Source organism: Paraferrimonas sedimenticola, from assembly GCF_002282855.1.
Taxonomy (GTDB): domain Bacteria; phylum Pseudomonadota; class Gammaproteobacteria; order Enterobacterales; family Shewanellaceae; genus Paraferrimonas; species Paraferrimonas sedimenticola.
In genome coordinates this window covers 275,501-296,712 of record NZ_NRIR01000003.1, presented here as the reverse complement: position 1 = coordinate 296,712, position 21,212 = coordinate 275,501, and the positions used below count along the sequence as shown (strand labels likewise).

22 protein-coding genes are annotated in these 21,212 nt (G+C 51.1%); 16 read left to right on the top strand and 6 right to left on the bottom strand.

Annotated elements, in window-relative coordinates:
* Positions 1 to 3: 3 nt before the first annotated feature.
* Complete coding sequence (seqA, locus tag CLC93_RS07270) at positions 4 to 609, bottom strand: replication initiation negative regulator SeqA (protein WP_095505309.1); 606 nt, start codon at positions 607 to 609, stop codon at positions 4 to 6.
* A gap of 159 nt (positions 610 to 768) precedes the next feature.
* Between seqA and CLC93_RS07265 the strand changes: the two genes are divergently transcribed.
* The 8 genes from CLC93_RS07265 to CLC93_RS17900 all read left to right on the top strand — a co-directional run bounded on the left by CLC93_RS07265 (position 769) and on the right by CLC93_RS17900 (position 9,881).
* Entirely contained in the window at positions 769 to 1,542 is a 774-nt protein-coding gene (locus tag CLC93_RS07265; RefSeq protein ID WP_095505444.1) for an alpha/beta fold hydrolase, read from the top strand.
* Positions 1,543 to 1,589: 47 nt separating this feature from the next.
* Positions 1,590 to 1,811 (top strand): DUF2788 domain-containing protein, encoded by a 222-nt coding sequence (locus CLC93_RS07260; RefSeq protein WP_095505308.1) that lies wholly within the window; start codon positions 1,590 to 1,592, stop codon positions 1,809 to 1,811.
* A gap of 2 nt (positions 1,812 to 1,813) precedes the next feature.
* A complete protein-coding gene (gene ybfE, locus CLC93_RS07255; RefSeq protein ID WP_095505307.1) occupies positions 1,814 to 2,131 on the top strand; it encodes a LexA regulated protein in 318 nt (105 codons plus the stop codon).
* Positions 2,132 to 2,140: 9 nt separating this feature from the next.
* Positions 2,141 to 2,668, top strand: coding sequence for a flavodoxin FldA (gene fldA / locus CLC93_RS07250; protein ID WP_095505306.1), 528 nt, complete (start codon positions 2,141 to 2,143; stop codon positions 2,666 to 2,668).
* A gap of 110 nt (positions 2,669 to 2,778) precedes the next feature.
* Positions 2,779 to 3,993: a pyridoxal phosphate-dependent aminotransferase gene (locus tag CLC93_RS07245; protein WP_095505305.1), complete on the top strand. Its 1,215-nt coding sequence runs from the start codon at positions 2,779 to 2,781 to the stop codon at positions 3,991 to 3,993.
* A 39-nt stretch (positions 3,994 to 4,032) separates the two neighbouring features.
* Positions 4,033 to 5,319, top strand: coding sequence for a metal-dependent hydrolase family protein (locus CLC93_RS07240; protein WP_095505304.1), 1,287 nt, complete (start codon positions 4,033 to 4,035; stop codon positions 5,317 to 5,319).
* Between the two features lie 8 nt (positions 5,320 to 5,327).
* Complete coding sequence (gene yfbR, locus CLC93_RS07235) at positions 5,328 to 5,915, top strand: 5'-deoxynucleotidase (RefSeq protein WP_095505303.1); 588 nt, start codon at positions 5,328 to 5,330, stop codon at positions 5,913 to 5,915.
* A gap of 144 nt (positions 5,916 to 6,059) precedes the next feature.
* A complete protein-coding gene (locus CLC93_RS17900; RefSeq protein WP_095505302.1) occupies positions 6,060 to 9,881 on the top strand; it encodes a S8 family serine peptidase in 3,822 nt (1,273 codons plus the stop codon).
* Positions 9,882 to 9,981: 100 nt separating this feature from the next.
* Here CLC93_RS17900 and CLC93_RS07225 read toward each other — a convergent pair whose 3' ends face one another.
* From CLC93_RS07225 to CLC93_RS07210, 4 genes are read right to left on the bottom strand one after another with little or no spacing between them, the layout of a single operon-like run.
* On the bottom strand, positions 9,982 to 10,335 hold the full coding sequence (locus CLC93_RS07225; protein WP_095505301.1) for a hypothetical protein: 354 nt from the start codon (positions 10,333 to 10,335) through the stop codon (positions 9,982 to 9,984).
* 10 nt (positions 10,336 to 10,345) lie between these two features.
* Positions 10,346 to 11,545, bottom strand: coding sequence for a class I SAM-dependent methyltransferase (locus CLC93_RS07220; RefSeq protein ID WP_095505300.1), 1,200 nt, complete (start codon positions 11,543 to 11,545; stop codon positions 10,346 to 10,348).
* Positions 11,542 to 12,273 carry a DUF3108 domain-containing protein gene (locus tag CLC93_RS07215; protein WP_095505299.1) on the bottom strand — a complete coding sequence of 244 codons (732 nt, stop codon included), beginning with the start codon at positions 12,271 to 12,273 and terminating at the stop codon, positions 11,542 to 11,544. The genes CLC93_RS07220 and CLC93_RS07215 overlap by 4 nt, the downstream gene beginning before the upstream one ends.
* Before the next feature lie 21 nt (positions 12,274 to 12,294).
* The gene (locus tag CLC93_RS07210; RefSeq protein ID WP_095505298.1) at positions 12,295 to 13,473 is read right to left on the bottom strand and encodes an acyl-CoA dehydrogenase; all 1,179 of its coding nucleotides are present in this window, start codon (positions 13,471 to 13,473) and stop codon (positions 12,295 to 12,297) included.
* Between the two features lie 227 nt (positions 13,474 to 13,700).
* Here CLC93_RS07210 and CLC93_RS07205 point away from each other — a divergent pair, with 227 nt between their 5' ends.
* The 6 genes from CLC93_RS07205 (at position 13,701) to CLC93_RS17710 (ending at position 18,419) form a co-directional block, all read left to right on the top strand.
* Positions 13,701 to 14,372, top strand: a complete 672-nt coding sequence (locus CLC93_RS07205; RefSeq protein WP_095505297.1) for an isochorismatase family protein — start codon at positions 13,701 to 13,703, stop codon at positions 14,370 to 14,372.
* 31 nt (positions 14,373 to 14,403) lie between these two features.
* Positions 14,404 to 15,348, top strand: a complete 945-nt coding sequence (locus CLC93_RS07200; RefSeq protein WP_095505296.1) for a polysaccharide deacetylase family protein — start codon at positions 14,404 to 14,406, stop codon at positions 15,346 to 15,348.
* A complete protein-coding gene (locus tag CLC93_RS07195; protein ID WP_095505295.1) occupies positions 15,348 to 16,262 on the top strand; it encodes a polysaccharide deacetylase family protein in 915 nt (304 codons plus the stop codon). Before CLC93_RS07200 ends, CLC93_RS07195 begins: the two co-directional genes overlap by 1 nt.
* 78 nt (positions 16,263 to 16,340) lie before the next feature.
* On the top strand, positions 16,341 to 16,823 hold the full coding sequence (locus CLC93_RS07190; protein ID WP_095505294.1) for a DUF4920 domain-containing protein: 483 nt from the start codon (positions 16,341 to 16,343) through the stop codon (positions 16,821 to 16,823).
* 146 nt (positions 16,824 to 16,969) lie between these two features.
* Positions 16,970 to 17,311 carry a hypothetical protein gene (locus CLC93_RS07185; RefSeq protein ID WP_095505293.1) on the top strand — a complete coding sequence of 114 codons (342 nt, stop codon included), beginning with the start codon at positions 16,970 to 16,972 and terminating at the stop codon, positions 17,309 to 17,311.
* A gap of 319 nt (positions 17,312 to 17,630) precedes the next feature.
* Positions 17,631 to 18,419: a hypothetical protein gene (locus CLC93_RS17710; protein ID WP_095505292.1), complete on the top strand. Its 789-nt coding sequence runs from the start codon at positions 17,631 to 17,633 to the stop codon at positions 18,417 to 18,419.
* A 48-nt stretch (positions 18,420 to 18,467) separates the two neighbouring features.
* Here CLC93_RS17710 and CLC93_RS07175 read toward each other — a convergent pair whose 3' ends face one another.
* Positions 18,468 to 19,238 (bottom strand): enoyl-CoA hydratase/isomerase family protein, encoded by a 771-nt coding sequence (locus CLC93_RS07175; RefSeq protein ID WP_095505291.1) that lies wholly within the window; start codon positions 19,236 to 19,238, stop codon positions 18,468 to 18,470.
* A gap of 170 nt (positions 19,239 to 19,408) precedes the next feature.
* Here CLC93_RS07175 and CLC93_RS07170 point away from each other — a divergent pair, with 170 nt between their 5' ends.
* Both CLC93_RS07170 and CLC93_RS07165 read left to right on the top strand, forming a co-directional pair.
* Complete coding sequence (locus tag CLC93_RS07170) at positions 19,409 to 20,698, top strand: 3-isopropylmalate dehydratase large subunit (protein ID WP_095505290.1); 1,290 nt, start codon at positions 19,409 to 19,411, stop codon at positions 20,696 to 20,698.
* Positions 20,699 to 20,707: 9 nt separating this feature from the next.
* Positions 20,708 to 21,211 (top strand): LeuD/DmdB family oxidoreductase small subunit, encoded by a 504-nt coding sequence (locus CLC93_RS07165; RefSeq protein WP_211286830.1) that lies wholly within the window; start codon positions 20,708 to 20,710, stop codon positions 21,209 to 21,211.
* The last annotated feature ends 1 nt before the right edge of the window (position 21,212 follow it).

Genomic DNA, 21,212 nt, shown 5'->3' with positions numbered 1-21,212 from the left:
GGATTAAATTTGCTTAGCAATGTCCTGGGCTAGTGTCGAGTCGCAACCTAACTGAGTCAAAGCATCGGTCAAAATTGCGCGCTTACGAGCAGTGTTGTTGTTACTGGTCACCCAATATTGGCTTTCACCGATTTGCTTTGGATTAGCCGTGGCACTGGCCTTAAGCAGCTCTTCCTTGCTGGTGGCAAAATACAGTCGGCCGCGGCCCTGCACTTGTAGTACTTTTTCAAACGCACTAGGGCTGTTTTGATGCGCTTGCTGCAATAGATAGATGAATCGCCCAACCGCACCTTTCATGTGCTCAAGGTTTGAATCGTCCAACAACAGCTTAAAGGATTGGCTGTTAGTCGGAGCCACCTCTTCAATTGTTGCTTCGGTGGTTTCTTCGACAACTTCCTCAGCTGCCACTTCTACTTCTGGGTGCGCTTCAACCGCGATGTCACTGTCCAGACTTGGCTGGCTAATGGTTTCCGGTTGTTCCGCCACTTCAGGAGTCAACTCAGGCAAGCCAAGTTCGCGGCGAAGAATGTCAGAGGCGCTTTCCCCGATAGTTTTGGTGCAGCTGGCGATGTAACGATATAATTGTTCATCAACTTCTATATATTTCATTGATATCCTGTCCCTTATCAATGTGGTGCCACTGACGGCTTCAATGGCGACAAATCGGTCGCTGAGAATTATACATAGCCGAATGGTGTGCGACTACAAGGCTTGTCAATTTATCTCGGGCTAGGCACAATCTGCCAGCAAAAAATTATCGAACTCGCTATGCATTATCAACGAATCGGCAAAGGCCACCCGCTCATTCTTATTCACGGCTTGTTTGGCAATAGCCAAAACTTGCGCAATTTGGCCCAATCACTGGCGGGTCGTTATCAGGTCATCAGTGTGGACGTGCGCAATCATGGTCAAAGTCCTTGGGTTGATGGCATGAGCTATCAAGAGCTGGCGCAAGACTTGATCAAGTTAATGGACTGGCTGGACTTGCCCCAAGTGGCCCTCGTTGGCCACTCCATGGGTGGAAAGATTGCTCTCAGTACCGCCATTCAAGCGCCACAGCGCATTCGTGCTGTGGTTGCGGCCGATATTGCCCCAGTGGCCTATGAGCATCATCACGACAACATCTTTGACGCTATGCTCAGTATGGACCTGCAAGCCATCGACAATCGTCAACAAGCGATGGACCACCTACTAAAAGCCGGCATCGATTCTGGCACGTCCGCTTTCTTACTTAAGAACCTGGCACGCGCCGAGCAAGGCTTTCAATGGCGATTAAACTTAGCGGCGCTGCGCAAGCACTATCACCACATCATTGGCTGGCAAATGGGCGATGCGCCCTACTCTGGCCCTGCGCTGTTTATCAAGGGCGCTGACTCGGATTACATTACCGCCGAGCATCAAGGCAGTATTCTAAAGCAATTCCCCAATGCCAAAGCCAAAATCATTAACGGTACCGGACATTGGCTTCATGCCGAAAAGCCCGCCGCCTTTAATAAATTGGTTGGCGACTTTTTAGACCAGCTAAGCCATGACTGGCCTTAGCCGTCTGTGATATAGTCGCGCCTCTTAGCTCGTCAGGAAAGACATTCATGCTTGCACAGAACTTACAAAACCTAGAAACCATTGGCCTGAATCTGCTGTTTGCCGGCATTTTCTTTTTCATTGGCATGGCCATTCGAGACGTACTGAATCAAGGCAATGTGCCGAAATTTGGCCGCTATGTCGTATGGACCGTACTGTTTTTAGGTTGTGCAGGCTTTATTGCTAAGGGAATTATTCAAATGTCTTGGGAAGGCAGTGGTCTAGGTTAACCATGGCAAAGGAATCCCACGACAGAACTACGATCGATCTGTTTGACGACGTGCCAAAGCGAGGTCGCCCTCGCACCAATCCGTTATCGCGCTCGCAACAACTAAAAGTGAACAAGCGCAATCAGATACTGCGTGATCGCGCTAACGGTCTGAAACGTATTGAGGTCAAGGTCTCACAACCACTGTTGGACGCCTTGAACAATGCGGCACTGGCGAGTAATATCAGCCGCAGTCAATTAATCGAATCGATTCTTATTAAAGAACTTCTTAGCGAGCAAGAGGCTTGTTTGGCCCTCGCTGAAACCGATACACAAGAGTAAGGGTTATCCATGGCAACAGTTGGTCTGTTTTTCGGTAGCGACACAGGAAATACCGAAGCGGTCGCAAAAATGATTCAAAAGCGTCTTGGCAAGCAAATGGTCGACGTAAAAGACATCGCCAAGAGCTCCAAAGAGGAAATCGCTGAATTCGACCTATTGTTGTTCGGCATTCCAACTTGGTACTACGGTGAAGCTCAGTGCGATTGGGACGATTTTTTCCCCGAGCTTGAAGACATTGATTTCACCGACAAGCTAGTGGCTATCTTTGGTTGTGGCGATCAGGAAGACTACGCAGAGTACTTCTTGGACGCGATGGGCATGGTAGGCGATATTGTTACCGACAAAGGCGGCATCATCATCGGTCACTGGCCAACCGAAGGCTACGAATTTGAAGCTTCTAAAGCACTGGTAGACGACAAGCACTTCATCGGTCTGGGCATCGACGAAGACCGTCAGCCTGAGCTGACCGACGAGCGCGTTGACACTTGGTGTAAGCAAATTCACGAAGAGATGTGCTTGGCCGAACTCGAAGGCTAAAGCTTGAGCAAAATCTTAGAAAAAAAGCGACCTTAGGGTCGCTTTTTTTGTTAATCTGAAACATTGTTATTGGCGCCCTGCGCCCAGTGGTCATTAACTCTGGAATCCCTATGCACCCTATTTTCAAGTCCACCAAACTCGACTCGGTCTGTTATGAAATTCGAGGCCCGGTAGCCAAAGAGGCTAAGCGTTTGGAAGACGAAGGTCATCGTGTCATGAAACTCAACATCGGCAACCCTGCCCCGTTTGGTTTTGACGCGCCAGAAGAAGTGATCCGCGACGTTATCGCCAACATCCCGCAATCGCAAGGCTACTGTGAGGCCAAAGGCTTGTTCTCTGCGCGCAAAGCGGTTGTACAGCATTACCAAGCTCAAGGTATTTTCGATGTGGATGTGGAAGACATTTACATAGGTAATGGTGTTTCAGAGTTGATTGTGATGGCCATGCAGGGGCTGTTAAACAACGGCGATGAGATGTTGATACCGGCACCCGACTATCCGTTGTGGACAGCGGCAACTCACCTCGCCGGTGGTAATGCGGTGCACTATCGCTGTGACGAGCAAGCGGACTGGTATCCCGACCTAGACGACATGCGCGCCAAAATCACCCCGCGCACTCGAGGCATTTTGCTGATCAATCCAAATAACCCAACCGGTGCAGTCTACTCTCAATCCTTAATTGAAGAGGTTATCCAGCTTTGCCGTGAGCACAACTTAGTGCTGTTTAGCGACGAGATTTACGACAAGATCATTTATGACGACGCCAAGTTTGTACCCGCCGCCAAGCTATCGGACGACATTCTCACCGTCACCTTTAACGGTTTGTCTAAGGCCTATCGCGCCGCCGGTTTTCGCGTGGGCTGGATGATGCTCAGCGGTAACCTAGGCAGCGCTGCTGGCTATATCGAAGGGTTAGAAATGCTGGCGAGCATGCGTTTGTGCGGCAATGTTCCCTGCCAACACGCGATTCAGACCGCATTAGGTGGCTATCAATCGATTAACGAACTAGTGCTGCCCAACGGTCGCCTAACTCGACAACGAGATGCGGCGGTCGATGCGCTCAACGCCATCGATGGGGTGAGCGTGGTACAGCCAAAAGGCGCCCTCTATTGTTTTCCTAAGCTAGATGCGCGAAAGTTTAACCTGATCGACGATGAACGCTTGGTGTTGGACTTGCTTCAACAGCAAAAGATTCTGTTGGTGCACGGGACCGGGTTTAACTGGCCTGAGCCAGATCACGTGCGGCTGGTGTTCTTGCCGCACCGCGAAGACCTGATAAAAAGCATAGAAAAATTCGAACAGTTCCTGAGCCATTATCGCCAATAGTTGTTTCGGTTAAGGAAGCTTTTCTCGACAGGAGTCACAATGAAACGAACCCTTTGCGCTTTGGCGCTGATGGGCGCTAGCCTTAGCTCTGGCGCCATCGCTAAAACCTTAATTCACGCCGGCGAACTGCTGGCGGTCCCGGGACAACAGCCCCTCTCACAACAATCCATTGTTGTCGATGATGGCCGCATCACTCAGGTGACTGCAGGTTACATCGATGCGGCGAGTCTTGGCGACAATGTCACGGTTATCGATCTCAAAGACAAGTTTGTTATGCCAGGTTTGATGGATATGCACGTTCACCTGCAAGGTGAGCTCGGGCCCAAAAACGACTCCGAAGCGCTGCGCATGTCCTCTCAACTGGTGCAAATGCTTTCGCAAAAGCACGCCATGACGACGCTGATGGCCGGTTTTACCACGGTGCGCGATTTGGGCTCATCACCGCAAGAAATGTACGCCCTGCGCGATTCAATCAACAATGGTTGGGTTGATGGTCCACGCATTCTGGCTGCGGGTCGTGTTGGCATTACCGGTGGTCACGCCGATGTCAGTGGGGTTAAACCTCAGCTGATGGAAATGATGACCTCAGAAAACGTGTGCGACGGCCCTTTTGATTGTCGTCGTGCGACTCGCAATAATATCAAGTACGGCGCCGACCTAATTAAAATCACCTCAACCGGCGGTGTACTGACCGACCGCGCCACAGGCACAGGTCAGCAAATGGAAGCCGATGAGCTTAAAGAAGTGGTGATTGCCGCCAAGCGCATGGGCCGCAAAGTGGCCTCACATGCCCACCATGAAGACGGCATTATCGCTGCTCTTGAAGCTGGCGTAGATTCCATTGAACACGGCAGTTACACCGGTCCTCAGGCCATCAAACTGTTTAAGAAGACCGGCGCTTACTTGGTTCCTACCCTGCTCGCTGGTGAGACCGTAACTATAATGGCTAAAGAGTCTGACGTAATGAGCCCAGCCATCAAGGCCAAAGCCATTAAAGTCGGCGGCGACATGCTGAAGAACTTCGAAAGAGTGCACAAGGCTGGCGTTAAGATTGCCTTTGGCACCGACTCAGGAGTTGGCAAACACGGCACCAACGCTCGCGAAGCTGTGCTAATGGAGCAAGCCGGCATGACACCGATGCAGATTTTGGTGTCTGCGACAGTCAGCGCGGCAGACCTTATCGACATGAGTGACTCGCTAGGTACCCTAGAGAAAGGCAAGCACGCTGACCTGATCGCATTAAGCACGTCGCCACTTGAGGACATTAGCACCCTAATGGACGTACCTTTTGTGATGAAAGGCGGCAAAGTCTACAAACAACAATAGGAGGTCTTGTGAGCCACTTTTTTGCCCATCTTGCGCGAATGAAGTTAATTATGCGCTGGCCTTTGATGCACAATCTCAAGCCAGAAAACGTGCAAGAGCACAGCCTGCAAGTGGCTATGGTGGCCCACGCCCTCGCTCTGATCCACAACCGTTTTTACGAAGGCCAGTTTGACCCGTTTAAACTGGCCACTATGGCAATTTTCCACGACGCCTCTGAGATCCTCACCGGTGATTTACCCACACCCGTTAAGTATTTCAACAAAGAGATTGAAACCGAGTACAAGAAAATCGAGGCGATTGCCGAGAACAAGCTGTTACAGATGGTGCCCGAGGATTTTCAGGACGACTACGCCGAGCTTATCGACAGCAGCCAAATGCAAGAAGCTGACAAAGCCTTAGTTAAAAGCGCCGACACCCTTTGTGCCTATTTAAAGTGCCTCGAAGAACTCAGTTCAGGCAATCAAGAATTTAAACTGGCCAAGTCACGACTGGAATCCTCCCTCAACGCCAACCCAGACCCAGCCGTCGCCTATTTCCGCGAACACTTCGTTCCCAGCTTTAATTTGTCATTGGATGAGATAAACCAAGACCTTTAACGGTCTTGGTTAAAGTCTGCGCTCAAAATTTAGCAAAATCCGAAATAACTGTTATATAAAACTAATCCTGTTTTTTGGTCGTAGACAGAAGCAACCTCATATCAAAGCTGCACGCAATGGATTGCTAAACAGAAGGATTTTCCTGTGACAGTAAAGCTTTCCGCCAGTCTCATATCACTGTTTTTCGCCCAATCTTTGCACGCCAGCTACGTCAGTAGCGGTACTCCAGAGATCACTAAATTTGAGCAACATCACAAACCATCTGTGGTGGTTCGCGAGCAAGGCCCTACGCGATTTATCGTCGAGCTAGAATCTGCTCCCATGATGCTGCAAAGCACTACCCAAGCCTCAGCAGGCAACTACGCTGCACGCTTGCAACAGGAGCAATTGGCGTTTGAACAACGCTTGTCTAATCGCATACCTGGCTCAAAAGTGGAGTCTCGTTTTTCCAGCCTGTTCAACGGCATGGTGGTCGCCAACAGCAAGCTCGATCCAAAAGCGCTAGCCGCAATCGAGGGCGTTAAGGCGGTCTACCCCGAGCGCCTGTATTACGAGCAAATGGACGCATCGCACCAAGTGATCAACAGCCCGGCGATTTGGGATGCGGTTGAAGGCATAGACAACGCCGGTGACGGTATACGAGTAGCGATAATCGACGGCGGTATTCGTCCAGAGAATCCCATGTTTTCTGGTGATGGCTTTTCTCGTCCAACCGAGAATATGCCAGACGATGATTACTGCTCGAGCGTGGATGCGAGCTTTTGTAACGACAAATTGATTGTTGCCCGCTGGTACGAGCCGGGCTTTGCCACCTGTGAATTCGAATACTCAAGTCCGCTCGGCTATGGAGGTCATGGCTCCCATGTGGCTGGCACTGCCGTTGGTAACCCGGTAGACATTACCTTTGCCGGCGTGCCGGTAAGCCTCTCTGGTGTCGCGCCGAAAGCCTATTTAATGGTGTACAAGGCCCTGTTTCAAGGCACTGACTGCGGTCAAGGCGTGGGAACTAATATCATGTTGATGCAAGCCCTGGAAGATGCCATCAACGACGGTGCGGATGTCATCAATAACTCATGGGGTGGCAGCGCGGGTTTAGACCCTGCCTTCAGCCCTTATCGCAGTATGTTTGAAGCCGCCGAAGCCGCTGGCATAGTGGTGGTTTCATCGGCGGGGAACAGTGGTAATGCGCCGCAAACTATCGGCTGCCCGGGTTGTGTTGAATCGGGTATCACTGTGGCAAATAGCACCACAGGTCGCCTATTTGGTAATAGCATTACAGCTAATGGGCAAGAGTATGTCGCGCTTCAAGCATCTAATACTCAATTGAGCGCCGATCTGAATGGGAGTTTACTCGCCGCACAAGCGATTGCGCCTGACAATGCAACCGCCTGTGCAGCCTTCACTGCCGATACCTTTACCGACACCATAGCGTTGGTTTCACGCGGCGGTTGTACCTTTGAAGAAAAAGCCAACAATGTGCAAGCGGCCGGTGCTAGCGCCATGCTGGTTCACAACAATGTCGGCTCCGCACCTTTTAGCATGTTCATGGGCGCAGCCACTCTACCCTCGGTAATGATCAGTCGCGCTGCCGGTGAGGCAGTCATCGCCGGGTTATCTGAAGGCCGAGGCAACGTCAGCGTGGACGTTTCCGTGTCGCGAGTCATCGAGCAAGAGTTTAGCGATTTAATTGCGGTATCAAGCTCTCGAGGGCCTAATGGTGATGCCGCTATCCTCAAGCCAGATATTGCAGCCCCAGGCAGTCAGATTCTGTCAGCGGTGTCGCCGGATGACGATGGCGTTGAGTACGCTCAGTACACAGGTACCAGTATGGCCAGCCCACATGTCGCCGGCGCTGCAGCGCTGATGCGCCAGCTGCACCCAGACTGGAGTGCCAATGACATCAAAACAGCCTTGATGACTAGCGCACAGTTTAATGGCATTAAGAATGATGACGGAGATAGCCCAGCAACGCCTTTTGACATGGGTGCTGGACGGCTTGATTTAGCTGCAGCGGCAGCGACCGTGCTCACTTTTGACAAAGCATCGATGGCTGCGCCGATTTGTGTCGGCGAGTGTAGCTTCACCCGTACTGTGTTCAACAAGGGCGCTCAAAGCTCGAGCTGGAATTTAAGCGCCAGTGTTAGCGACGGTTCGGTGCGTATTGAACCTCAGTCTTTGACACTGGATGCAGGCGGTTCAGCCCAATTTACCGTGACCCTAGATACCAGTCTGGCTAGCGATGACACTTGGGTGTTTGGTCGAGTGAATCTTAGCAGCAGTCAAGGTTTACCAAACGCCAGTCTGCCAATGGCTGTCAAAGCGGCGCAATCCACCGACTCCAGTCTAATTGGCGTGGAAGTGCTTAGCGCTGATAACACCGCAAGCACTCCAATAGCCATCGGCAACTACCTAAACAACCAGCGCTTCGATGGGCCGGTTGAGTTCTCGGTGGCTATTCCACAAGGCACCGAATTTACCTCGAGCGCGGATGTGCAAATTAATGTGACCCGCGGCCAAACCACAGAGACAAGCGTCAACGAAACTCAGGGCGCGGTGCAATGGACTGGTAATTTGGATCTGCCGGTAGTTGAACTTACTAAATTCACTGGGACTTATCCGAACCTCTTGGCCGGGGGCTTTTCCTCGCCATTCCCATGCAGCGGCGGATGTGATGAAACTTCCTTTACTTTCTCTGACCTGCCGGAATTTCGTTACATGGGCGAGAGCTATTCAGCGATAACCGTATCAGACAACGGCTTAGTGGTTGTCGGTGGTGGCGATACCACTGGCACTTTTGCCAATCAGCAATTGCCTGAGGCCAGCGCGCCCAACAATGTCGTCGCGCCATTCTGGTCCGATTTTGACCTAGCTGGTGACGCTCCAGACGACACGGGTGGCGGTAGCATCACAGCCGCAGTGGTATCTACCGAAGACGGTAGCACCAGTTGGTTGGCAATTGAGTGGAACGACGCTCAGCTTTGGAATGATGCCTCGGGTGATCAATACAGCTTTTCTGTGTGGTTCCGCTTAGGTGATGTAGAAGAGGTTACTCTCAACTACTTCGCAGTACCCAACCTTCCTGCTGATTTAACCATTGGCGCTGAAGACAAAAGCGGCACTGCCGGTACTAGCTATCGCTATCAAGGCGCAGGTGCAGCGGTGGCGGCTAACGACCTGCTAGCGCTCACCGCGATACCCGGCGGATCAGTGACCATTGATTACCAAGTGCGTGTCACCGAATTCAACTCGGGTAGCGACGATACTCTGGTCACAGACGAAGAAGTCAGTGCTAGTATCGATGTCCTGAGCAATGACAGTGATGGTGACACTAAAGTGGCTAAAGCCAATGCTAGCAGTGGTGGCCAGTCTGCGATGGCGCAAGGTTTGGTAATGATTATGCCAGAGGGCGCGTTAGGCAATGTGGCTATTGCCGAGCAACCGGCCAACGGTAGCGCGACGCTTAACAGTGATAACACTATCACCTATCAACCCAACCAGGATTTCTTCGGCACTGATAGGTTCAGCTATACCAGCGAGGATGAGCAAGGCAATACCGGCATACCCGCCTGGGTCAATGTGACCGTCAACAACATCAATGACGTTCCGACCTTGTCGCCTACTGGAGCCACAGTTAATCAAGGTCAAAGCGCGACATTGAACGCCAATGCCACCGATGTGGATAACGACGCGCTGACTTTCAGTTGGTCGCAAGTGAGCGGGCCGAGCTTGGCTATTAGTGCCACTACCGAGCAGGTAACGGTCACGCCTAGCGATGCTGGTACCTATGTCTACGATGTAACGGCTAACGATGGCACTGTAGATAGCGCGACCGCTGAAGTGACCTTGGTGGTTAATCAGGTGCAACAACAGCAACAATCTGGCTCTTCTGGCGGCGGTGGCGGCGCTTGGGGTTGGCTACTGAGCCTAACCGCTCTGATGCTGTGGCGACGCCGCTACAGCCATTAAATCGCAAGCAAAAAAAAGGGAAGCAATAATGCTTCCCTGCGTAGTATTAACAGCCCCAAGCCTGTTTTTTGCACTACTAATTCCCACATGGGAGAAAGTTTTAGCGCGTGAGTAGCTCCTGTGCTGCTTCCGCGCTCATATCATTGGCCGTCATCTGCTCCACGTCTTGCGACAGAATACGCAGTACACGCGCCAGATACGCTTGCGTATCTAGGCTGCGCTTGTCCGCCTCATCCTTACTTGGCTGATAGGCATCGATTTGCCCTTGGCTGATCACGCCGTTTTCTACCAACAAGGCTTCCATGGTCGCCAGACGCTCACGAGTCACGCTTAATTCCATCGCCAGTGACATGGCAATCGACATCACCTGCTCGGTTTGTTTGTCTTGCAAAAAGTATGGGCGCTCACCCTTGGCTTTTTGCGCTGCTAATGCAATTTTGTCTAAGTCTTTCATGGCCACTTCCTTACGCCGCTTTCCATACGCCAAAGGCGTTCCACACTGGTGCTCGACCAAAGTCTTCTCCAGCGTCTCCTGCCTTGCGGGCACCAAAGATCTTTTCGTCTACTTTAGAAACCACACCAATTTCAAACATGGCGCTACCGTCTAAGCCGGCGTTGTTCAACGCGCTGGCCAAGTCCAACTCGTGCATTGGTCCCCAGTATGGTTCGTTATTGAAGTAAGTATCCCAGTCACGAGCGAACTGCTCGTATACCGACATGCCTTGGTACTGAGGCTGCTCAAGGTGAAGCGTCAAACCACCGGGTTTCAGCAAGCGAGAAATGCTGGCCATTTTCTTAGGCAGCGCTGCGTGGCTTGACTCGTGCCAGAACATGGCGGTGGTGATCAAATCAAAGCTCTCATCTTCAAAGCGAGACAAGTCTTCGGCGTTGGCTTGGACGAAGTGAATGTTGTTCACGCCAAGCGCTTTAGCGCGAGCGTGACCGTAGCGCAAACTTGGTCGAGCCACATCGATGGCAATCACTTCCGCATCAGGGAAAGCTTGAGCCAAAGGCACAGCGTTGTGGCCGATGGTGCAACCTATGTCCAAAATGCGCTTTGGTTTAAAGTCAGGCTGGTTTTCTTTCAACCAAGTGGCCACGGCTTGGCCGCCACCGTCGTTTAGCGCACCGAGCAAGCCCGCGGTACTGACAAACAAGCCCAAGTCGTAACTGGCTGCAACGGTAACATCGTCTTCAAACAACTCTTGGTAGTAACAGCCGGGCTGACAATGAATATCAACCGCTGAGACATTGTCTGGGATAGTCACAGAGTCATCGAGCTGAAGTGTGTCTGCACCTTCGTTTAGGCCGTTGACCTTGTTGACTATTTCGTCAATTTGCTCAAGTACTTGCTCGCGACCCGCTTGATGGCGCATTTCCATGGTGTTGCGACGCAGTGCGCTCCACATTTGAAAGAAGCCATTATCCATCATGGCATGGCGCACTTCGTGTCTGTCCTGCGGCTCGCGACCGTTTTTGGCTTTAAACTCAGGCAGCACTTCAGTTTCGTAGGCGGTCTTCACACCGGGCAGTACTCGACCACCTAGGTGCACGTTTAAATGGGTCAGAAAGTTCAAGCGCGCGGCTTGGTCGTGGTCGCCATCGGCAAACACAGTGTGCTTTTCTAGATTGTGCCAAGACGGCAATGGTTTGGCCTGACTCATAAAAGACCTCCTTCAATAATTTGATAGTCGATAAGCTCGTAATGAGTTTGCATATAGCCACCCACACCGGCTTTTAACAGCAAATAATCCTCATCGGCAGTCAGCCATACATCGTATGGAGGATGCTCCTCTGGCAAGTTGCCTGCAGTATCCACCACCTGAAAGTGGCGCGCTTTAAAGGTGCCGGCTTTTACCGTCACCTCTTCAATACCTACGTAGCGAATGCCAAAACCGGTTTTAAACAACAGCGGGCCTGTGGCACCACGGTGATCCGGCGAGGTCAGCATCAAATCGTCAAAGAAGGTTTTACCTGGCCCCTTGGCAATGTCGTACAACTTCATCAGCAGGCCATCCCCAACAATTGGGTGTGCCTGCAACCAGCGAATTGGATTTGGCGTTTCAATGCGCTGAGTGATGCGACCGTCCCTTTGATTATGGGTTTCGCATTCCACGCTGTCTTTGCCAAATCGCATCCAACCGCTGCCTTCGTAGCGATCGCCAACACTTAAGCGCACGTGGCAATCGATTGGGCTAGCATCAGGGTTCATCGACAACACCACATCGCGAATCACATTTGGTGCGTCGTCAATTTCGCAATGGGCGTGCAGTACCTGCACCCCATCCGCCTGCGTGGTCAGCGTGAAAAATTCGCGACCGCGCTCTTGGTCCATGCGCTCTGGCTTTTTCGAGGTGTATTGAATCACCCCTTTTATTGTTCTATGCGCCACAACAAGCTCCTTTTGTCGGCTTTAGAAAAACGCCTGCAAACCGGTCTGGGCACGGCCCAGAATCAAACCGTGAATATCATAAGTACCTTCGTAGGTGTTCACAGTTTCCAAATTGATCATGTGACGGATCACGTGGAACTCGTCAGCAATACCATTACCGCCATGCATGTCGCGAGATTGACGGGCAATGTCCAAGGCTTTACCACAGTTATTGCGCTTCACTAGCGAAATCATGGTTGGGTCCCAATCGCCCGAATCAATGATGCGACCGACTTGCAGCGAGCCTTGCAGACCCAAGCTGATTTCGGTTTGCATGTTGGCCAATTTGGTTTGGAACAACTGAGTTTGCGCCAAAGGCTTGTTAAATTGCTTGCGATCCAGACCGTATTGACGAGCTGCATGCCAGCAGAATTCAGCCGCACCTATTGCACCCCACGAAATGCCGTAGCGCGCCATATTCAAGCAGCTAAATGGCCCGCGCAGTCCGCGCACATCTGGAAACATGTTCTCTTCTGGAACGAACACCTGATCCATCACAATCTCACCAGTGATAGACGAGCGCAGCGATAGCTTGCCTTCAATCTTAGGCGCTGAAAGGCCTGCCATGCCCTTCTCAAGCACAAAGCCGCAAATGGCATCGTTTTCTGCTTCGTTTTTGGCCCAAACCACAAACACGTCCGCGATTGGCGAGTTGGTGATCCACATTTTCGAGCCAGTTAACTGATAACCACCCGGCACCTTCTTGGCACGGGTTTTCATGCTGGCGGGATCCGAGCCCGAATCCGGTTCGGTTAGACCAAAACAGCCAATCCACTCGCCGCTGGCAAGTTTAGGTAAATACTTTTCACGTTGCGCTTCTGAGCCAAACTTATGGATAGGATGCATCACCAGTGAAGACTGTACGCTCATCGCCGAGCGATATCCGCTATCGACGCGCTCGACTTCGCGAGCCACAAGGCCATAGCTGACATAGTTAACCCCAGAACAGTTGTAACCATTGATGGTAGCGCCCAGAAGGCCCACTTCGCCAAACTGACGCATCACATTAGGGTCAAAGTTCTCGTGGCGGTTGGCCTCAAGGATCCCTGGCATCAATTCGGTTTGGCAAAAGCTGTGTGCCATATCGCGGATCATCCGCTCATCTTCGCTGAGCTGACGGTCCAAATGTAGAATGTCGTCCCAATTACTTAATACTGCCACTTCTGACTCCTTTTGGGCCTTTGGTTAATCTTGCGTTAACCTGGGTTATTGCGTATAACTGATTCCAGCTTCTTGATTTGATTGATGTCTTTCCCGCACAGAATTACATCTGACTTGGCACCACCTAGGTGCGCAACAAAAGCTCAACATCGATTGTTGATAATTTCCACAGGAAATACGTTGATAAAAGTCAAACCAGAAATTGATTCAAATGAAGAGGTCTCGCCATGCAAACCACAGATAAAACCGCCAAAGAAATCTACTTTGACGTGATCAACAACCCAGCGCGCAAACGCTTTGGTTTTGGTCGAAAAGCCGTACTTGTCAATATAGACCCTCAAAAGGCCTACACCTGTACTGACGAGTTTGCCACGGCCTATGAAACCGACCCCAAGCAAATGCAGTACATCAACGAGCTGTCACAACGTTTTCGCGAGTTGGGCTGGCCAGTTGTTTGGACTCATGTGGCTTACATGGAATCGGGCGAAGACGCCGGTATTTGGGGCACCCGCACCGACACCCCCGACAGCCTGCAAAACATTAAGTTTGACTCGCGCCGCTCAGAGTTTGACGACCGCCTCGACATTGATCGCGTCAAAGACGTGGTGTACTTAAAGAAAATGCCGTCAGCGTTTTTCGAAACTCAGCTGCAAAGCCTGTTGGTTTGGCATCAGGTGGACACAGTGATCATCACTGGCGGCTCGACCTCAGGTTGTGTGCGCGCCACTGCAGTAGATTCATTGTCCCGCGGTTATCGCACTATCGTGCCTGAGGAGTGTGTGGCGGATAAGCACGAAAGCTATCACTACGCCAACCTCACCGACTTGGCGCTGAAGTACGCTGATGTGGTGTCGGTGGACGAAGTTATGACTTATCTGTCTCAACAGGACGAAAAATAAGAATTCAGGCTGAAATCACAAGGAGTGAGCCATGAAATCCGATCCCGGTTTCTACGACTATTGGCCCTACAAAGACCGTCCCAAAATCCAGTGGCCTGACGGCAAGCGCATGGCATTCTGGGTCGCCCCCAACATTGAGTTTTACGAGCTAAATCCGCCCGCTAATCCGCATCGCCAGGCGTGGCCACGTCCGCTACCCGACATCGGCGGCTACGGCATCCGCGACTACGGTAACCGCGTCGGACATGTGCGGCAGATGGAGCTTTTGGACAAGTACGGCATTCGCGGGTCTATCTCGCTGTCGACCGCGCTTTGTCAGCACCATCCAGAAATCATTGAAATGTGCAAAGAGCGCAATTGGGAGTTCTTTAGCCACGGCATCTACAACACTCGCTACACCTACGGCATGTCCGAGGTGCAAGAGCGAGCGATGATCAAAGACTCGATGGAAACCATCTATCAGGCCACCGGACAAAAGTGCGCGGGTTACTTAGCACCAGCCTTAAGCCACTCAGAGAATACGTTGGACTTGTTTGCCGAAGTGGGCACTGAGTTGTTTGGCGATGAGGCAGGCTTTTACACCTGCGACTTGTTCCACGACGATCAGCCAACCCCCATTCACACCCGCAGTGGCAAACGCTTCATCTCCATTCCCTATTCGTTGGAAATGAATGACACCATCGCTTACGTCGTAAACAAAGTCGAACCGCGCCGATACGGCCAAATGCTCAAAGACAATTTTGACCGCTTGTACGCAGAAGGCGAGCAATCGGGCACCATCATGTGTATTCCGACCCACAACTATCAAGTGTCCTGCCCTCACCGCTTAAAAGCCTTTGAAGAAGCGCTGGAGTACATCACTAGCCATGACGACATTTGGGTGGCTACCGGACGAGAGATTGCCCAGTACTACATGCAAAACTACTACGACTCGAGCCTCGCGAGCATTGCGGCTGTCAATGGAGGAAAGCGCTAATGTCCATTAACGACGATTATCTGAATTACCCAGAGCGCAGCTATGGCATGGATCACGAGCGCTACGATTGGTCCATGTTGGCCAACCGTTCAAAAGTGGAGTGGCCACAGGGCAAAAAACTGGCATTGTGGATCAATGTGCCGCTGCAGGTCTTTCCGCTCAATCAGCAGGGTAAGCCGTTTAAAGTCCCTGGCGGGATGACCATGCCCTACCCGGATTTGCGCCACTTTAGTCTGCGCGATTACGGTAACCGCATTGGTATCTTTCGCTTTTTGGAGGCCTTTGACCGATTCGGCATCAAAGCCAGTTTCGCGTTCAACTCAGTGTTAGCCGAGCGCAACCCGTATCTGTTAGACACCATAGTCAATCGAGGCGACGAAATCCTTTGCCACGGCTTGCACATGGACGCCTTGCACTACGGCGGTCAGGACAAAGCGCAGGAATCAGAGCAAGTGGCTCAAGCTTTGTCGAGTTTGCGAGAGCTCAGCGGACAGGCGGTTAAGGGGTGGCTGAGTCCAGCTCGCAACCAAAGTACCAACACGCCGGACATTTTGGCGGCGAACGGCATCGACTACTGCGCGGATTGGGTTAATGATGACATGCCCTACCCGCAGCACACCGACAATGGTGCCCTGTGGGCGATGCCATTAAGCAACGAGCTCGAGGACCGATTTATCATTCAGAACAACCTGCACAGCGAAGACAGCTATGTCGAACAGGTGCTCGATGCGGCTCATATGCTGATCAATGAAGCACAAGCGAGTGGTGGCCGCATGTTGACGCTTAACATTCATCCTTGGCTAATGGGACAACCCCATCGCATTGGAAAGCTTGAGAAAATGCTCGAAGCCCTGATGGCGCTGGATGTGTGGTGTGCGCACCCAAGCGAGATATTGGCTAAAGCGAAATCGTAACAAGGAATGAGCCAAGGCGCTGTATACTGCGTTTAGCAACTAAACTTACAACACTAATGTGACAAGCGAGGAAAGAGTATGAAGCGCTTAATGGCAGCCCTAGCCGGCGTCCTGTTTACATGGGTTGGGGCCTGGTCCGGAGCCGTATTTGCGGTACCGAGTATGCAGTTTGGTGAGCCCGTAGATGGCTCGGAGGCGATTTCGGTAGACACCATCTTAGACAGCCCGGATGACTATTTGGAAGCACCTGTGACCATAAGCGGCAAAGTCACCGGCGTTTGTGCCAAGAAAGGGTGCTGGCTAACGGTGGCCTCGGCGGATCAACGTCCAGAGCTTCGCGTAAAAGTTCGCGACGGTGACATGGTATTCCCAATGAGCGCCCGCGGTAAAGACTGCTTGGTGAAAGGCCAGCTGAAAGCCATGAACCTAAGCATCGAGCAAACTCGAGCGCGCATGGCTCACTTTGCAGAAGACGCTGGCGAGAAGTTTGACCCAGCGAGTATCACTGAACCTATGGTGGTGTATCAGCTAGCGCCTACCGGGGTCGAGATTATTAACTGATAATCACTGGTCAACATTTGAAAGCTCTGGCATAGCCCAGAGCTTTTTCGTTTCTATGCCAGTCGAGCGCTATACGCCTCCATTTTCCACGCTCAAATGTGATAGATTAGCGGCGTGTTGACCACTCATAGTACAAAAGGTGTTTTGTGGTAAAAATCATTGCTGGAGCCTTGTTGCTGCTCGCCCTGCTGTTCATCGGCGGCCCGATGCTAGGTGCCGCGGGCCTAATTGGCATCGGGCTCTTGTTCATCCCGGGCTTTGGCAGTTTTATCGGCTATACCACCCTTGCAGGAGTGATTGCCGCGGCGGCGATAAAATTGGGATTACCCGCGGAGATTGCAGTGCCTGGTGTGTTAGTGCTGGGCCTTGGCGCTACCTACGTATGGGCATTTAGAGAAAAAGCCAATGCTCGAGCGCGCCTCGAAATGGCAAGAAACCAATCCGATGCTAACGCAAAACTTTCGCCGGACGAAGACCAGCAAGCCTAGTCGTCGCACATAAAATGTGTACACCTAGAGCTAGATTTAGAGCTAATGACGCTCAATATTTATAAAGTAGCTCAAAGTCTTTTCATTCTTGCTGCTTTTGTTCTGTCGTCTTTGCGCCAGCAAGATTGAGTACTTAAACCCTTTCATCAATTTAAATCTGGTAAATAGTTCATTGATTAAAAATTGTCACATTGATCAACAGCAATATTTTGCGAGAAGCGTCACACGGAGGGGAACAAGCATACTCAGCATGCCTACAAGGATTACAATTCCTCGCAACATGTCAGCAAATTGCAGGCAATATATAGCCCGAACAAATATGATAATTGCGCCTGATTACAGGAGTTATATAGTCAATTTTTTAATTAAGGGAATGATGTTGAAAAAACTTTTCATAGTGACAGTCTTAAGTTGTGCGTTATTGGGTTGTAAATCTGACGAACCATCGACAGGCTCTAACACCAATTATCAATGGCACAATGATCTAAACTTTGAATTGGGCTGCAGTGAAAACCACTATAGTTCTGAAACTAAAGATTCGAACATCCCAGGTGTAATACACTACACATACTTCGAAACTGAACTCGAGAAGGATGTTCTTAACGCCTGCGACAACAGCGAATTCTCAAACGTATATTCCATTATCGACTTTAGGGAAGCCGAAGTGGAAGATGGAGTACTGAAAGAAGTCAGCGAATTACTAGATTTTGGAACGTTCGAATGGGTATATGAAATTGGCAGAGACAATGACACCGTTTTTCAGATGAACTACATATTAACGGATTATCTAGCTGACAACACTATTGTAGTAGGAATACCGTACTCAATTATTAATCCCGGCGTATCCTTCACGGATTTAGAAGATGGCGAAATATTTAATATTTTAATTAAGCATAAATATGGCAGTTCAACTTTTGACGTACAACTTTTGAAATATCGCAAAGACTCAAACGATTTTTCTGAGTCGGACATCATAGAGTTGACGATGGGGCCAGACGATAACCCACAGCAATTACTTCCATGGACTTTAGGAGAAATTGTTAGTACCCGCCGTTCAAAAGAGTATATTGAAAAGCTAATAGAAGTTTCTAAACCTTCAACCAACTAACTCTGGGTAGATGTGACACAATTTAGAGTCGCATTACTCCCAAAAAAGTTAAAAATTAGGCGGTCGCTTTTGTAGAAAGGCGGCCGCACCTTCTTTGAAGTCTTTACTTTCAAAGGCGTCACTAAACAACTGGCGCACTTCACTCTCAAAATCCGTTCCAATGGCTAACGCCGCCAAAGTGCGTTTCATGCCCGCAATCGACTGTCCGCTGACACTTACCAAATGCTCAATCATTTGAGCCACAGTGTCATCGAGTTGTTCCGCTTCCACCACTTGGGTGACCAAACCCCAAGCCTCAGCAGTGCTGGCGTTTATAGGACGTCCTAATAACAAGAGTTGTTTCGCTCGTGCCAATCCAACTAGGTTAAGCAAGCGTTGAGTGTCTTCGAGACTGTACAACAGACCAAGCTTGGCCGGAGTTACTGCAAAGCGCGAATGACCGACGCACAATCGAAAATCACATGCGGCTGCTAGCCCCATACCACCACCAAAACAATCCCCTTGGACTTTGGCAATTGTCGCTTGTGGTAATTGCTCCAAAAGTATTTGCGCCTGTTGTACCAAGTCTTGGCTGGCTTTCATGGCCGCAACGTCGCCTAATTGCTGATTAAGCTCAGCGATGTCTGCACCAGCGCAAAAAGCCTTATCACCGGCGCTTTCTAACACCACTACGCGCACTTGTGACGCCCCTTTCGAGAGTGTGTCGCAGTGATCAATTAGGTCCTGCCACATACCTTTGGTCATGGCGTTGCGCTTGTCAGCGCGGTCCAATATCAGCCGCGCTTGCTGGCCTTGAATCTCGAGTCTTACCCTTGACATTAATCAAAAATTCCCTGTGTATGAGCGGGCTTAAGTTGTATTCCCCAAGCGCACACCGCACCATTAAAACTAACAATAATTAGTACCACCGCCGTCCTATTCAGCACAAGCGCATTTTATTCAATGAGTTAACTGTTGTGGACGCGCCCTAGACAGTCGTTGGAGCTAGCATGGCCCTAGAACAAGCCGTATCTACGCCGCAAACATTGGCACAAAAGATCATCGCCAAAGCCTGTGGTAAATCTCAGGTTCGCCCAGATGAAATCGTCACTTGTGCCGTTGATTTGGCGTTAATGCATGACTCCAGTGGCCCGCGTCGAGTCAAATCACGTCTCGAAGAACTGGGAGCCAAAGTCTTCGACCCAAGCAAAGTCGTACTGGTTAGCGATCATTTTGTACCGGCTACCGACCCGGAAAGCGCCGAGATCCTCGCCCTCACCCGCCGTTGGGCCAACGACAATCAAATTGCACACTTTTACGACATGCAGGGCATTTGCCACGTGATGCTGCCCCAACAAGGCCACTTAAAGCCCGGCATGTTCTTGGTGGGTGGCGACAGTCACTCGCCCACCGGCGGTGCCTTTGGTACCTTCATGGTGGGTATTGGCGCAACCGAGATGACCGGCGTGCTGGCCACCGGCGAGATTTGGGTGAAAGTGCCGCAAACCGTGCGTCTAAATTGGGAAGGTCAGCTTCAACACGGCGTCAGCGCGAAGGACATGATGCTGTTCTTGTGCGCCAAGCTAGGCATGAACAACAACTACAAAGTAATGGAATACGCCGGCAGCACGGTAGCTGAAATGTCCATGTACGAGCGTATGGTGCTGTGTAACATGTCCGCTGAACTCGGCGCTAAAACCGGCATCATCGAAGCCGACGCCACCACCCTTGAGTGGATCCGCAACACAGGCCAGAACATCGATGACTCACAACTCAGTTGGCGCTCTGACGAAGGAGCGCAGTACGAAGCGGTACACAATTTCGATGCCAGTCAACTATCGCCTCAGGTGGCCGCTCCTCACAGCCCAGAAAACACTCACAGCGTCGATAACTTTGAGCAAGTCAAAGTCCATCAGGCCTACATTGGTGCCTGTACCGGCGCTAAGTTGTCGGATCTAAAAATGGCGGCGGAAGTACTGAAAGGCAAAAAGGTCGCCGCGGGTACTCGTCTACTGATTGCACCAGCTTCTGCCAAAACCACCGAAGTCGCCGCTAAAGACGGCACTTTAGCCACGCTTACCGAAGCCGGAGCGATTTTACTGCCGACCGGATGTGGCGCTTGTGCGGGCATGGGCGCAGGTGCCATTGCCAAAGGTGAAAACTGCCTCTCAAGCACCTCGCGCAACTTCAAAGGCCGCATGGGCTCACCAGATTCCAATGTGTATCTGGGCTCACCTTACACGGTAGCTGCCAGTGCGGTTACCGGCATCATTACCGATCCACGCGAGCTACTGGGCTAAGGACGACTCATGACTGACAAGATTTGCGGCAAAGCCTGGGTATTTGGCGACAAGATTGATACCGACTTATTGGCACCAGGCGCTTACATGAAAGCGCCGCTATCCGAATTGGCCGCCCACTGCTTAGAGGCCATTGCCCCCAATTTCGCATCCGAGGTGAACGCCGGTGATGTGGTGATTGGCGGCGATGCGTTTGGGATAGGTTCCTCGCGCGAGCAAGCCGCACAAGCGCTCATTGAGCTTGGAGTAAAAGCCGTGGTTGCAAAATCCTTTGCACGCATCTTTTATCGAAACGCTCTAAACCTTGGTTTGGTAGTAGTGACCTGCGACCAAATCGATGCGATTGCGCAAGGCGATCAAATAGAAGTCAATCCAGTGGATGGTAAAGTCATCAATCACACGCAAAGCACCAGCTATGACTGTGAAACCATTCCTGAGCAGTTGATGGAAGTGGTTAATGCCGGTGGGCTTATGCCCTACCTAAAGAACAAATTTGCACAGTCCAACGGATAAC

Excerpts from the sequence above, each read along its gene's own strand:
- CLC93_RS07260 (WP_095505308.1), top strand. The coding sequence starts at position 1,590 with ATGCTTGCACAGAACTTACAAAACCTAGAAACCATTGGCCTGAATCTG.
- CLC93_RS07240 (WP_095505304.1), top strand. The coding sequence starts at position 4,033 with ATGAAACGAACCCTTTGCGCTTTGGCGCTGATGGGCGCTAGCCTTAGC.
- CLC93_RS07220 (WP_095505300.1), bottom strand. The coding sequence starts at position 11,545 with ATGAGTCAGGCCAAACCATTGCCGTCTTGGCACAATCTAGAAAAGCAC.
- CLC93_RS07265 (WP_095505444.1), top strand. The coding sequence starts at position 769 with ATGCATTATCAACGAATCGGCAAAGGCCACCCGCTCATTCTTATTCAC.
- ybfE (WP_095505307.1), top strand. The coding sequence starts at position 1,814 with ATGGCAAAGGAATCCCACGACAGAACTACGATCGATCTGTTTGACGAC.
- CLC93_RS07195 (WP_095505295.1), top strand. The coding sequence starts at position 15,348 with ATGTCCATTAACGACGATTATCTGAATTACCCAGAGCGCAGCTATGGC.
- CLC93_RS07175 (WP_095505291.1), bottom strand. The coding sequence starts at position 19,238 with ATGTCAAGGGTAAGACTCGAGATTCAAGGCCAGCAAGCGCGGCTGATA.
- CLC93_RS07245 (WP_095505305.1), top strand. The coding sequence starts at position 2,779 with ATGCACCCTATTTTCAAGTCCACCAAACTCGACTCGGTCTGTTATGAA.
- CLC93_RS07200 (WP_095505296.1), top strand. The coding sequence starts at position 14,404 with ATGAAATCCGATCCCGGTTTCTACGACTATTGGCCCTACAAAGACCGT.
- CLC93_RS07190 (WP_095505294.1), top strand. The coding sequence starts at position 16,341 with ATGAAGCGCTTAATGGCAGCCCTAGCCGGCGTCCTGTTTACATGGGTT.
- seqA (WP_095505309.1), bottom strand. The coding sequence starts at position 609 with ATGAAATATATAGAAGTTGATGAACAATTATATCGTTACATCGCCAGC.
- CLC93_RS07205 (WP_095505297.1), top strand. The coding sequence starts at position 13,701 with ATGCAAACCACAGATAAAACCGCCAAAGAAATCTACTTTGACGTGATC.
- CLC93_RS07165 (WP_211286830.1), top strand. The coding sequence starts at position 20,708 with ATGACTGACAAGATTTGCGGCAAAGCCTGGGTATTTGGCGACAAGATT.
- fldA (WP_095505306.1), top strand. The coding sequence starts at position 2,141 with ATGGCAACAGTTGGTCTGTTTTTCGGTAGCGACACAGGAAATACCGAA.
- CLC93_RS17710 (WP_095505292.1), top strand. The coding sequence starts at position 17,631 with ATGATAATTGCGCCTGATTACAGGAGTTATATAGTCAATTTTTTAATT.
- CLC93_RS07170 (WP_095505290.1), top strand. The coding sequence starts at position 19,409 with ATGGCCCTAGAACAAGCCGTATCTACGCCGCAAACATTGGCACAAAAG.
- CLC93_RS07225 (WP_095505301.1), bottom strand. The coding sequence starts at position 10,335 with ATGAAAGACTTAGACAAAATTGCATTAGCAGCGCAAAAAGCCAAGGGT.